12 protein-coding genes are annotated in these 12,187 nt (G+C 64.4%); 11 read left to right on the top strand and 1 reads right to left on the bottom strand.

Annotated features, from left to right (window positions below):
- Positions 1-352: 352 nt before the first annotated feature.
- From ACCO56_RS30465 to ACCO56_RS30450, 4 genes are all read left to right on the top strand, one after another.
- Positions 353-2,194: a potassium/proton antiporter gene (locus ACCO56_RS30465; RefSeq protein ID WP_433644712.1), complete on the top strand. Its 1,842-nt coding sequence runs from the start codon at positions 353-355 to the stop codon at positions 2,192-2,194.
- A gap of 107 nt (positions 2,195-2,301) precedes the next feature.
- Positions 2,302-3,498, top strand: a complete 1,197-nt coding sequence (locus ACCO56_RS30460) for a phosphoglycerate kinase (protein ID WP_433644711.1) — start codon at positions 2,302-2,304, stop codon at positions 3,496-3,498.
- A 182-nt stretch (positions 3,499-3,680) separates the two neighbouring features.
- Positions 3,681-4,706 carry a class I fructose-bisphosphate aldolase gene (locus ACCO56_RS30455; protein ID WP_433644710.1) on the top strand — a complete coding sequence of 342 codons (1,026 nt, stop codon included), beginning with the start codon at positions 3,681-3,683 and terminating at the stop codon, positions 4,704-4,706.
- Between the two features lie 133 nt (positions 4,707-4,839).
- Positions 4,840-5,583, top strand: coding sequence for an SGNH/GDSL hydrolase family protein (locus tag ACCO56_RS30450; RefSeq protein ID WP_433644709.1), 744 nt, complete (start codon positions 4,840-4,842; stop codon positions 5,581-5,583).
- Positions 5,584-5,592: 9 nt separating this feature from the next.
- Here ACCO56_RS30450 and ACCO56_RS30445 read toward each other — a convergent pair whose 3' ends face one another.
- On the bottom strand, positions 5,593-5,754 hold the full coding sequence (locus ACCO56_RS30445) for a hypothetical protein (RefSeq protein ID WP_433644708.1): 162 nt from the start codon (positions 5,752-5,754) through the stop codon (positions 5,593-5,595).
- A 169-nt stretch (positions 5,755-5,923) separates the two neighbouring features.
- On the opposite strand from ACCO56_RS30445, the gene ACCO56_RS30440 reads away from it, so the two are divergent.
- The 7 genes from ACCO56_RS30440 to purH all read left to right on the top strand — a co-directional run bounded on the left by ACCO56_RS30440 (position 5,924) and on the right by purH (position 11,882).
- Positions 5,924-7,831, top strand: a complete 1,908-nt coding sequence (locus ACCO56_RS30440; RefSeq protein WP_433644707.1) for a propionyl-CoA synthetase — start codon at positions 5,924-5,926, stop codon at positions 7,829-7,831.
- A 106-nt stretch (positions 7,832-7,937) separates the two neighbouring features.
- Positions 7,938-8,096, top strand: coding sequence for a hypothetical protein (locus ACCO56_RS30435; protein WP_433644706.1), 159 nt, complete (start codon positions 7,938-7,940; stop codon positions 8,094-8,096).
- A 23-nt stretch (positions 8,097-8,119) separates the two neighbouring features.
- Positions 8,120-8,719, top strand: a complete 600-nt coding sequence (locus tag ACCO56_RS30430; protein WP_433644705.1) for a DJ-1/PfpI family protein — start codon at positions 8,120-8,122, stop codon at positions 8,717-8,719.
- Positions 8,720-8,776: 57 nt separating this feature from the next.
- Positions 8,777-9,145 carry a VOC family protein gene (locus ACCO56_RS30425; protein ID WP_433644704.1) on the top strand — a complete coding sequence of 123 codons (369 nt, stop codon included), beginning with the start codon at positions 8,777-8,779 and terminating at the stop codon, positions 9,143-9,145.
- Between the two features lie 73 nt (positions 9,146-9,218).
- The gene (locus tag ACCO56_RS30420; protein ID WP_433644703.1) at positions 9,219-9,425 is read left to right on the top strand and encodes a hypothetical protein; all 207 of its coding nucleotides are present in this window, start codon (positions 9,219-9,221) and stop codon (positions 9,423-9,425) included.
- Positions 9,422-10,138 (top strand): helix-turn-helix transcriptional regulator, encoded by a 717-nt coding sequence (locus ACCO56_RS30415; RefSeq protein ID WP_433644702.1) that lies wholly within the window; start codon positions 9,422-9,424, stop codon positions 10,136-10,138. The genes ACCO56_RS30420 and ACCO56_RS30415 overlap by 4 nt, the downstream gene beginning before the upstream one ends.
- A gap of 127 nt (positions 10,139-10,265) precedes the next feature.
- On the top strand, positions 10,266-11,882 hold the full coding sequence (gene purH, locus ACCO56_RS30410; RefSeq protein WP_433644701.1) for a bifunctional phosphoribosylaminoimidazolecarboxamide formyltransferase/IMP cyclohydrolase: 1,617 nt from the start codon (positions 10,266-10,268) through the stop codon (positions 11,880-11,882).
- Positions 11,883-12,187 lie beyond the last annotated feature (305 nt).

Here is a 12,187-nt window from a genome sequence, read left to right as displayed (position 1 = left end):
CCCGCTCGGGCGGAGGAGCCCGCGCCCGGATCGGACCGACATGGATGTTTGCGGAAGGGGCGGGCCCGGGCCCCGCCGTTTCCATTTAGAGCGTTCACGGAGGGTCGAGCAAGGACGCGGTCACCTTGCCGATTCCCAACGCGTCATGGGCGCCTTTCTCGACGAACCTGCACGGGTCGCCTGAGATCTTTCCAGACTCAAGGGGAAAAATACGGCGGCTGACATGCTTTTTTTGCACGCCTGCCGCCTTGTCTTCGCCGTAGTCTGTCGCGACGCAGGAACCGTGGCTGCCGGTGAAGTCCGAAACCCAGTTCCGGGTTTCATTCCCGATAGCCGGAGGGGAAAATGGCGCATGGAGCAGTCGGTCTATCTGGTGACGCTTGTTGGCACCGCGCTGGTGGTGGCCGCGGCGTTTTCGAGCTTGATCGCCTTCCGCTTCGGCGCGCCCTTGCTGCTGCTCTTCCTCGGCATCGGGTTGGCCACGGGGACAGACGGGCTCGGCATAGACTTCGATAACGCGCACCTCGCCTACTTCGCGAGCTCCCTGGCGCTCGCCGTCATCCTGTTCGATTCCGGCTTCGGGACGCCGGTTGCGGCGCTCCGCCACGCCGCGCTGCCGGCCGTCTCGCTGGCCACCATCGGCGTCGCGGCCACCACGCTTATCTTTGGCGTGGCAGCCTATTATGTAACTGCTTTCAGCTGGCTGGAATCCTTCCTGCTGGGCGCTGCCGTCGCTTCCACGGACGCAGCGGCCGTGTTCTTCCTCCTGCGCGCGGGCAATCTGAACATACGGGAGCGCGTGCGCTCCACGCTGGAAATCGAATCCGGAAGCAACGATCCTATCGCGATCTTCCTGACGATCACTCTGGTCGAGGTCATCGCGGCCGGCACCGATCCGGAGGCCGAGGTGCTCATTCTCGACATCATCGGCGGCTTCGTCCTGCAGATGGCTATCGGCGCCGCTGTGGGCTATCTCGGCGGCAAGGCGATCGTGCGGCTGGTCGATCGACTCAATCTCGACCAGGGGCTTCTGCCGATCTTCGTGTTGACGCTGTCGCTGGCCGTGTTCGCGGCGGCCGGCGCGATTGGCGGCTCAGGCTTCCTCGCCGTCTATCTTGCCGGTCTCGTGGCCGGCAATTCGCAGATCCGCGCGGTTGCCGTGCTCAAGCGTTTCCAGAACGGCATGAGCTGGCTCGCCCAGATCATCATGTTCCTGGTGCTCGGCCTCTTCGCCACACCCTCGCAATTCGGCGCGATCCTGCTGTCGGCGATCCTGCTCGGCCTCTTCCTGATCTTCGTCGCCCGGCCGATGGCAGTGTGGCTCTGCCTGCTACCCTTCCGTTTCCCGCGCAACGAAACCGCCTTCATTTCCTGGGTCGGCTTGCGTGGCGCGGTTTCGATCCTGCTGGCGATAACACCCATCCTCGGGGGGCTGGAGCACGGCCGCGCGATCTTCAACATCGCCTTCATCGTCGTGCTGGTATCGCTCGTCGTCCAGGGCTGGACCATCGGACCGATCGCCCGCAGGCTGGGCCTCGTCGTGCCGGCCCGGCTGGGACCGCTCAACAAGGTGGAGCTGGAGCTGCCCGGCTCGGCCCATCACGAACTCCTGGCCTATACCGTCGTGCCGGGCAGCCCGGTTGCGCGCGGCCAGCGCATTCCGCGCTGGGCGCGGCCATCGCTCGTCGTGCGCGACGGCCGCTCGATGCGATTCCAGGACATGGGGCGGCTCTCGGCGGGTGATCACGTCTATATCTTCGTGCCCGACCGCTATCCCCGCCTGCTCGACCGCCTGTTCGCGAGCAAGGCCGATGTCGACCCCGAGGACGAGGATTTCTTCGGTGCTTTCGCCGTCGATCCGGCGCGTCCGGCCGACGAGCTGGCGCTGGCCTATGGCGCTGAACTTTCCGAAGCCGAGCGCCGGCTGAGCATCGATGCGCTTATACGGGAAAGGCTTGCAGGCAGGGTCGAGTACGGTGATCGCGTGCCCATGGGGCCGATCGAGCTCATCGTGCGCGACGTCGACGACAAGGGACGCATAACCGGGGTCGGCCTGTCGGTCGAACCGGCACCTCCTCCGCCTCGTGTGCCGTTCTTTCTCAGCCTGGGAGAACTGAGCGACAGCGCCATCGCCATCGTCAACAAACTGCGCAAGCGGTCGCGTGGGAAGGACGAGATCCAGACCGACGGCTGAACACGCTATCTGTCAGCCCGTTCATAGGATTTTGCGCGAGGACCAGTTCCCTTTTTCGTCCGTCTTGCTTTATGGTCCGGCGGTTTTTCCAACAGAGGATGGGTGCGATGGCCGGCTTCAAGACGCTCGATACGACTGGCGACGTGAAAGGCAAGCGCGTGCTCGTCCGGGTCGACCTCAACGTCCCGGTCGCTGACGGCAAGGTGACGGACGCGACCCGAATCGAACGCGTGGCGCCGACCATCACGGAACTCTCCGACAAGGGCGCCAAGGTCGTCCTGCTCGCCCATTTCGGCCGCCCCAAGGACGGGCCGACGCCGGAGTTCTCGTTGGAGCCGATCGCACGCGCCACGGCAGAAGTCATCGGCCGCCCCGTTGGTTTCGCCGCCGACTGCATCGGCGAGCAGGCAGCGACGGCCGTCGGCGCGATGAAGGACGGCGACGTGCTTCTGTTGGAGAACACGCGTTTCCACAAGGGTGAGGAGAAGAACGACCCGTCCTTTGCCGAGGCTCTTGCCAAGAACGGCGACATTTACGTCAACGACGCTTTTTCGGCCGCGCATCGCGCCCACGCCTCGACCGAGGGTCTCGCCCGCATCCTACCCGCTTTTGCCGGCCGCACCATGCAGGCCGAGCTGGAGGCGCTGGAAAAGGGGCTCGGAAATCCCGCGCGCCCCGTCATCGCGATCGTGGGGGGCGCCAAGGTATCGACCAAGATCGACCTGCTGATGAATCTCGTGAAGAAGGTCGATGCGCTGGTGATCGGCGGCGGCATGGCCAACACTTTCCTCGCCGCGCGCGGCACCAAGGTCGGCAAGTCGCTTTGCGAGCATGATCTCGCCCAGACCGCCAAGCAGATCATGATCGAGGCCGCGACGGCCGGCTGCGCCATCATCCTTCCGTCCGACGGCGTGGTGGCCCGGGAGTTCAAGGCCGGGGCCGCCAACGAGACCGTGGCGATCGATGCGGTTCCGGAAGATTCCATGATCCTGGATGTCGGACCCAAGACCGTCGAAGCCGTGGCCCAGTGGATCGATCGTGCCGCAACCCTGGTCTGGAACGGGCCGCTCGGCGCCTTCGAGATAGAGCCGTTCGACAAAGCGACGGTGGCGGCAGCCAAGCACGCGGCTGAGCGTACGCGCGACGGCAAGCTCGTGTCCGTCGCCGGCGGCGGCGACACGGTGGCCGCCCTCAACCACGCGGGGGTTGCCGACGACTTCACCTATGTCTCGACCGCCGGGGGGGCATTCCTGGAGTGGATGGAAGGCAAGGAACTGCCCGGCGTCCAGGTATTGAAAGCATAGGGCCCGCCGCTCGACAGTCAAAACTGGCGTCGGGACAGCGCCGTCCGGCGAAGGGCGGCAAACGGATTCGAACAGCTCTGTAACCGTTTGTTTTTCTTTCAATCGATTCGACTTGCCGCACACCATTTCGTCCGCAATTTCCTTCTGCTATGCGCCTTCTCAGACGAAACTGGAGAGAAGAGATGAGCGAACGTCTTGAAGACATTGCCGTGGCGATGGTCGCCGACGGCAAGGGCATCCTGGCGGCGGACGAGAGCTCCGGAACGATCAAGAAGCGTTTCGACGCGATCGGCGTTGAATCCACTGCCGACAATCGGCGCGACTATCGCGAAATGTTGTTCCGCGCCACCGACGCCATGCAGAACCACATTTCGGGCGTCATCCTTTATGACGAGACGATCCGCCAGAAGGCCGCCGACGGCACGCCGCTGGTCGAGTTGATCAAGGCGACGGGCGCCATTCCCGGCATCAAGGTCGACAAGGGCGCCAAGCCGTTGGCCGGCTTTCCCGGCGACACAGTCACGGAAGGTCTCGATGGGCTGCGCGAACGCCTTGCCGAATATTACGAGCTCGGCGCGCGTTTTGCCAAATGGCGCGCGGTGATCGACATCAATGTCGGCGCCAATGTGCCTTCGGCCACCACCATCGCGGCCAACTGCCACGCGCTCGCCCGCTACGCGGCGCTCTGCCAGGAAGCGAAGATCGTGCCGATCGTCGAGCCGGAAGTGCTGATGGACGGCGCCCATGATATCGACACCTGCTACGAGGTCACCAAGGCCACCCTTCAGAAGCTCTATTCCGAGCTCCACGCGGCGCGTGTCGTGTTGGAAGGCTCGATCCTGAAGCCCAACATGGTCATTGCCGGCAAGAAGTCGGGCAAGGCAAGCAGCCCGGAGGAAGTGGCGGAGAAGACCATCCGCGCGTTCCGCGAGACTGTTCCGGTCGCCGTGCCGGGCATCGCATTCTTGTCTGGCGGGCAGTCCGACGAGGAAGCGACCGCCAATCTGAACGCGATCAATGCCATTGGTCCGCATCCGTGGAAACTGACCTTCTCCTATGGCCGCGCCCTCCAGGCCGCGCCCCAAAAGGCGTGGTCGGGCAAGGCCGAGAATGTCGCCGCGGGCCAGCGCGCCTTTGCGCACCGTGCCCGCATGAACGGGCTCGCGGCCGCCGGACGCTGGCAGGCCGATCTGGAGAAGGCGGCCTGATCGCCCGATCGATCAAGAATGGAAAAAGCCCCGCGATCCACGGGGCTTTTTCTTTGCGTCCCGCAGTCCTTGAAGCATGTCGTTTACCCAAAAGCGATGCACACTTTTGGGCGACATGCATTATGAAGTCGCAATGTCACGTTTGCTCGGCGCACTCACCTGGCTCGCCTTCCCGGCTTATGTCTGGCAGGGACTCGGCGTGCGACGCCGCACCGAACGCATGCTCCCGGCCGATGGTCCGGTGCTGCATCGCATCGAGGGACGGGAGCCGGGCCTGTCGCTCCTCGTGCTGGGCGATTCCTCGGCGGCTTCCGTCGGCATCGGCCGTTCCGAGGACGGCCTTGCACACCAGCTTTCGCTGATCATCGCCGCGCGCACGGGCCGTGCAGTGAACTGGCGGGCGGCCGGTTTCAACTCCGCCACGTCCGGCCAGATCCGCGATCACGTGCTGCCCAATCTCGCAGCCGATCCCTGGACCCACATCGTGCTGTCGGTCGGCACCAACGATACCAAGAACTTCCACACCGTGTCGCGCTTCAAGAAAGAGTTCGGCGGGCTGCTTTACGCCCTGCGCGCCAAATGGCCGGAGGCGCGGGTGATCTGGTCGCCGGTCGTGGAGTTCACCCGCGTACCCGCTTTGCCGGCGCTGCTCGGCCAGATCCTCGAGATCCGGGCCGGCGAGATCAATCGGATGGGGACGCGGCTTTGTCACGAGCGGGGCGCGGTGCCGGCAACGCGCCTGCCGATCCTGGACCCGCAAGCGGGTTTCTCGACGGATGGTTTCCATGCCTCGGAAGCCGGCTACCGCGCTTGGGCCGAGCATATCGTCGACATCGTCGTGGCGGAGCCCGCCAAGGCTGCGGCTGGCCTGCGGTAGCCGGATATCTCATCGCGCGTGGCTGAGAACCACCGTCAGCGAGATCGCAGCCAGCGCCAGCACGGCAAGCTTCCAGAAGTCGCGCCTCTTCCGCAGGCCGGGGAGGCCGAGCGGCTTGACCAGGTGCACGGCCATCAAGGCCAAGATCAGCAACGAAAGAGCTTTGCTCATAGATGCCATTGAGCAGGACATGCCGCGCTTGTCCAGCCAGGACCTCGTAGCCAAAAATGCGCACATCGGCTTTTCGTCAAATACGGTGCCATAGGCTATAAGTCAGATGGACGCGCTGTCGCGGCAGCCGATACAAAGTTGAAAAAACCTGCCGTAGGGAGGCGAAAGCATGGTTTCACGCTACCACGAGGTCTATGAGGGCTGGAGGACCGACCCCGAGGGGTTCTGGGCCCAGGCTGCCGAGGGCATCGACTGGTTCCGCCCCTGGGACAAAGTGTTCGACGGCGATGCCGGCGTCTACGGCCACTGGTTCGCGGGCGCCGAATGCAACACCTGCTTCAACGCCGTGGACCGGCATGTCGAGGGCGGTCGAGCCGACCAGATGGCGCTCGTCCATGACAGCGCCATCACGGGAACCATCGCGAAATACACCTATGCCGAGCTCAAGGCCGAGGTTGTAGCCCTGGCCTCCGTCCTGACGGAACAGGGCGTGGGCAAGGGCGATCGCGTCATCATCTATATGCCCATGGTCCCGGAAGCGGTATTCGCCATGCTCGCCTGCGCCCGTCTCGGCGCGGTGCATTCGGTCGTGTTCGGCGGCTTCGCCGCGAAGGAGCTTGCCACGCGCATCGACGATGCCAAGCCGAAGCTCATTGTCTCGGCCTCCTGCGGCCTGGAGCCCGGCCGCGTGGTTGCCTACAAGCCGCTGCTCGATGGCGCCATCGACCTTGCCGCCCACAAGCCCGAACGGTGCTTGATCTTGCAGCGGCCGCAACTCGCCTGCGACACGGTCCCTGGTCGCGACATCGATTATGCCGGAGCCGTAGCCGTCGCAAAGGCCGCCGGCCGGGATGTGCCTTGCGTATCCGTGCTCGCCACCGATCCCCTCTACGTGCTTTACACCTCCGGCACCACCGGCCAGCCCAAGGGCGTGGTGCGCGACAATGGCGGCCATATGGTCGCGCTCAAATGGTCCATGGATAACCAGTTCGGCGTGAAACCCGGCGAGGTGTTCTGGGCGGCATCGGACGTCGGCTGGGTCGTCGGCCATTCCTATATCGTCTACGCGCCGCTGCTGCATGGCTGCACGACGATCCTGTTCGAAGGCAAACCCGTCGGCACGCCGGACGCCGGTACCTTCTGGCGGGTGATCGCCGAGCATGGCGTGGTGGCGCTGTTCACCGCGCCGACCGCCTTCCGAGCCATCAAGAAGGAAGACCCCCGGGGCGAGCTCATTCCGGGCTATGACCTCGCGCACTTCCGCACCCTGTTCCTCGCCGGCGAGCGCGCCGACCCTGAAACGATCAAATGGGCCGAGCAGCGCCTGGGCGTGCCGGTGATCGATCATTGGTGGCAGACGGAGACAGGCTCGCCGATCAGCCAGAACCCGGTCGGACTGGGCCTGCTGCCGGTGAAATACGGATCGCCGGGCGTGCCGATGCCCGGTTACGACGTCAGGGTGCTCGACGACGCCGGTCATGAGGTGCCGCCCGGCACTCTCGGCAATGTGGTCATCAAGCTTCCGCTCCCGCCGGGTTGCCTGCCGACCCTCTGGCACGCCGACCAGCGCTTCCGCGACGCCTATCTCGTGGAGTTCCCCGGCTACTACAAGACGGCCGACGCCGGTTACATCGACGAGGACGGCTACCTCTTCATCATGGCGCGCACGGACGACATCATCAACGTCGCGGGGCACCGGCTTTCCACGGGAGCGATGGAGGAAGTCCTGGCCGAGCACCCCGACGTCGCCGAATGCGCGGTGATCGGCATCGCCGACGACATGAAGGGCCAGGTTCCCTGCGGCTTCGTGGTGCTCAATTCGGGCGTGTCTCGCGACGAGGCCACCGTCGAACGGGAAGCGATCGCCCTGGTGCGCGAGCGCATCGGGCCGGTCGCGGCCTTCAAGACGGTGGTGGCGATCAAGCGCCTGCCCAAGACGCGCTCCGGCAAGATCCTGCGTGGCACCATGCAGAAGATCGCCGACAGGCAAACCTGGGCGATGCCCGCGACGATCGATGATCCCGCCATTCTCGACGAGATCACCGAGGCGCTCAAGGCGCGCGGCATCGGCGTCTGACCCGGCCCGGAACAAGAAGAGAACAAGGGCTGACGCGCTCCTGACAGACTGCTGTCAGGAGCGATGTGCGATAGTGTCTCCATAACCTCAGGGAAGGAGTCACGTCATGACCGCGTTCGAATTCGCTCGACGCTATATCGGCCAGATTCGCAGGATGCGCGAGGAAATCCGCACCGAGCAACTCATCAACTCGCTCCCAAGGGAGATCCGCAAGGATATCGGCTGGCCGGATAATTATGCCTCACGCTGGGCCAGGCGCGCCTGACCGATCGGTAAGGGAAGACGAGAATGGACCAGAAACCCAAGACGGTCGGCCTGGTTTTCATCCGCCGTTATGCCGACTGGGAGTATGGGCTGCTCGCGGCCTCCGCCGTGGAGTGGTTTGGCGCCAGGGTGCTGGCGTTGACGCCCGGCGGCGGCATTGTCGCCTCCGCCGCGGGGGTGCGATTGGCCGGCGATCGCGGCCTGGAACCGGCTGCGAATGCCGATCTGGATGCCGTGGCGGTGATCGGTTCCGATGTCTGGCCGACGCCCGATGCTCCGGATGTTTCGCAGCTGCTGACCTCGGTTGCAGCCCGGGGCGGGGTCGTCGGCGGTATCTGCGCAGGGACGCTTGCGCTCGCGGGTGCCGGCCTCTTCGCCGAGGTCAGACACACCAGCAACGGACGGAAATGGATTCTCGAACATTTGCCCGCCTATAAAGGGGCCGCGCACTATCAGGATGTGCCCCATGCCGTCGCGGATGGCAGGATCGTCTCGGCGCCCGGTAACGCGCCCGGAACATTCGCGCATCGGTTCCTGCTGGCGCTTTATCCTGAACGGGAAGCGCAGCTTTCGGACATGTTGGCGATGTTCGCCAAGGAATACGGCTCCCGCCAATCCTCCTGACAGAATGCTGTCAGGAGGACGGTGTCAGGATGCGCTTCCGTTTGAAGGAGGTAGATCATGGGTTCGTTTATTCCGGCCAAGGCTTCCGCATGGTTCGAGATCCCGGTCACCAACCTCGACAAGGCCCGCGCCTTCTACGGCGCGGTCCTGCAGACCGATATCCCGGTGACCGAAGGCGGACCGAACCCGATCGCGATTTTCCCGGCCAAGGACGAGATGGCTTCCGGCCACCTCTATGAAGGCAAGCCGGCCGCGGCCGGCACGGGGATCACCCTGCATCTTTCCATCGCGGATCCGCTCGAAGACGCGATGAAACGGGTGACGGAAAACGGCGGGCAGGTTGTGTCGCCGATTGTTACTATCCCCGCAGGCCGTTTCGTATATTGTCTCGATCCCGACGGAAACAGCTTCGGGCTGTTCGTCTAGGCAGGTTGCGCAAAAGTGTCTCACGATTTGCGACAAGAACCGGCGACAAGCTGATGCTTTCAGGCACCGGGCCATGAAAAGCTGGACAGAAAAGTTCAATGCTCCTGCGCGTGTCGCCATCAAGCCGGCGCCCGTCAGTATTGCCGGCATGAGGGCGGGAGAAGTCATGCTGGTTCCTTTCTGGCGGGTCCTCGACAAGGCCCCGCCGACCACCAAGCGACTCACTTTCGGAGCCGCTTTCGTTCACGAGAACCGCCGCGAAGAAGGCTTGCCCGAATGAGACGTGCAGACCGTTTGTTTCAGATCGTGCAGCATCTGCGCGGTGGCCGGCTGGTGACCGCACAGAAGCTGGGCATGTGGCTGGAGGTTTCCGAGCGCACGATCTATCGTGACATCGCCGACCTGCAGTCCACCGGCGTGCCGATCGATGGCGAGGCCGGTGTCGGCTATATGATGAGGGAAGGCTTCGACCTCCCACCGCTGATGTTCACGCGCGACGAGATCGTGGCGCTGGTCGCTGGCGCACGCATGGTGCGGGCTTTCGGCGGGGCGGCAATGGCGCGCGCCGCCGAAGAGGCGCTGGTCAAGATCGGCGCGGTGCTGCCCGATACGGAGAGGGACCGCATCGCCCGGACCGAGATCCACACGCCGATGTGGGTGGTGACGGATGCCGACCGCGAGGCGATCGATCTCATCGAGCGTGCGATCGAGAAGCGCGACGTGCTGACGCTCGACTATCACGACGAGGCGGGGCGCGGCACGGCCCGCGACGTCCGGCCGCTCGGCCTGTGGTTCTGGGGCAAGGTGTGGACGCTGATCGCCTGGTGCGAGATGCGCGACGATTTCCGAGCCTTCCGCATCGACCGTATCGCGACGGTCAAATGCGCCGGCCGCAGCTTCCGGCCGGAACGCGGCAAGCTGCTCGCCGATTACTATCGCAGCATCGAACGCAGCGAGGCTCCCGCGGCCGACCAGGTTTGGCGCCGTACCTGATCATCGGGGGGACGGCTTTCCCATATCAAGATTTCCTTACCCGGCGTTCGGGGCGTTTCGTTCCGCCTTCTCTTGTGTTAGGCCGCGCGCAAACTCCCGTTAGATACCGGCATAGGAGACTTGGCTTATGGCCGTCGCATCCAAGAAGATTCCGGCGCCAGACCTGGTGCCCGTCCGTCGCGCCCTGCTTTCGGTTTCCGACAAGACCGGGCTCGTCGAATTCGCCGCTGCCTTGTCCAAAGCCGGAGTCGAGCTGGTCTCGACCGGCGGGACCTCCAAGGCGATCGCAGCGGCGGGCATTCCGGTACGCGACGTTTCGGAACTCACGGGATTTCCCGAGATCATGGACGGCCGTGTGAAGACCTTGCACCCGGCCGTCCACGGCGCATTGCTCGGCGTGCGTGGCGACCCGGAGCATGTCGAGGCGATGAACGCCCATGGCATTGCGCCGATCGACCTCGTCGTGGTCAATCTCTATCCATTCGAGGAGGTCCGCTACGCCGGAGGCGACTATCCCGAGGTCGTCGAGAATATCGACATAGGCGGTCCGGCCATGCTTCGCGCCGCCGCCAAGAACCATGCCTATGTGGCCGTCGTGACCGATCCGGAAGACTACGCCTCCGTCGTCAATGCGCTGGAGGTCAATTTCGGCAGCCTCTCCTTCGACTTCCGCAAGCGGCTCGCCGCCAAGTCGTTTGCCCGGACGGCCGCCTATGACGCGGCGATCTCCGGCTGGTTCGCCGAGGCGCTCGATATCGAGCATCCGACCTGGCGGGCATTCGGCGGCAAGCTCGACAACGTCATGCGCTATGGCGAAAACCCGCACCAGCAGGCTGGCTTCTATGTCTCGGGCGACAAGCGGCCTGGCGTCGCCACGGCCCGGCAGCTTCAAGGCAAGCAACTGTCCTACAACAACATCAACGATACAGACGCCGCGTTCGAACTGGCAGGCGAGTTCGATCCCGCGCGGACCGCCGCCGTCGCCATCATCAAGCATGCCAATCCTTGCGGCGTCGCGGAAGGTGTTTCGCTCAAGGACGCCTATCTGAAGGCGCTGCGCTGCGATCCCGTGTCGGCCTTCGGCGGCATCGTGGCCGTCAATCGATTGCTCGACGCCGAAGCGGCCGAAGAGATCGTCAAGATTTTTACGGAAGTGATCATCGCGCCAGACGCAACCGAAGAGGCGAAGGCGATCGTGGCGGGGAAGAAGAACCTTCGCCTGCTGCTCGCCGGGGGCATGCCCGACCCGCGGGCGCAGGGCACGACCGTCAAGTCCGTTGCCGGCGGCCTGCTCGTACAATCGCGCGACAACGCTGTCGTCGACGACATCGAACTCAAGGTCGTGACGCGCCGGGCCCCGTCCGAGCAGGAGATGGCCGATCTGAGGTTCGCCTTCCGTGTGGCCAAGCACGTCAAGTCGAATGCCATCGTCTATGCCAGGGATCGTGCGACGGTCGGGATCGGTGCCGGGCAGATGAGCCGGGTGGATTCGTCACGCATCGCAGCGCGCAAGGCCGAGGATGCCGCCCAGGCTGCAGGGGTTGCGGAATCGCTGGCCAAGGGATCGGTCGTCGCTTCCGACGCCTTTTTCCCCTTCGCCGACGGCCTGCTTTCCGCGGTTGAGGCCGGTGCGACGGCCGTTGTCCAGCCCGGTGGCTCAATGCGCGACGACGAAGTGATCGAGGCCGCCAACCAGCATGGCATCGCCATGGTCTTCACCGGCGTCCGGCATTTCAGGCATTGAGACCTTCATCCCCGCTTCCGGGGATGCGCCCTTCCGGCGAAACGAAAAAGGCCGCTGCCTCGCATCGAGGCAGCGGCCCGTGTTTTCGTCCATGGCGCGGCCGCTAGCGGTGATCAACGGATCACCGGCCGCACGTCATGCTCGCGTTTCAGGAAGGCTGCTTCCCGAAAGGGCAATCCGCTGAGGCCACGCTCTGGAAAACGAAATCACTCGACATCGGATCACCTCCTTTCGATTGGTTGAACATGCAGGGAAAGCTGAGGTCCCTCGTGTTCACTTGCAAGTGCAAAAAGGTCACAGGCTCG

Origin of the sequence: Mesorhizobium sp. 1B3, from assembly GCF_050958605.1 — a bacterium.
Lineage (GTDB): Bacteria > Pseudomonadota > Alphaproteobacteria > Rhizobiales > Rhizobiaceae.
Note: the sequence above shows the minus strand (reverse complement) of the source record. Positions and strands in the feature narration are given on the sequence as shown.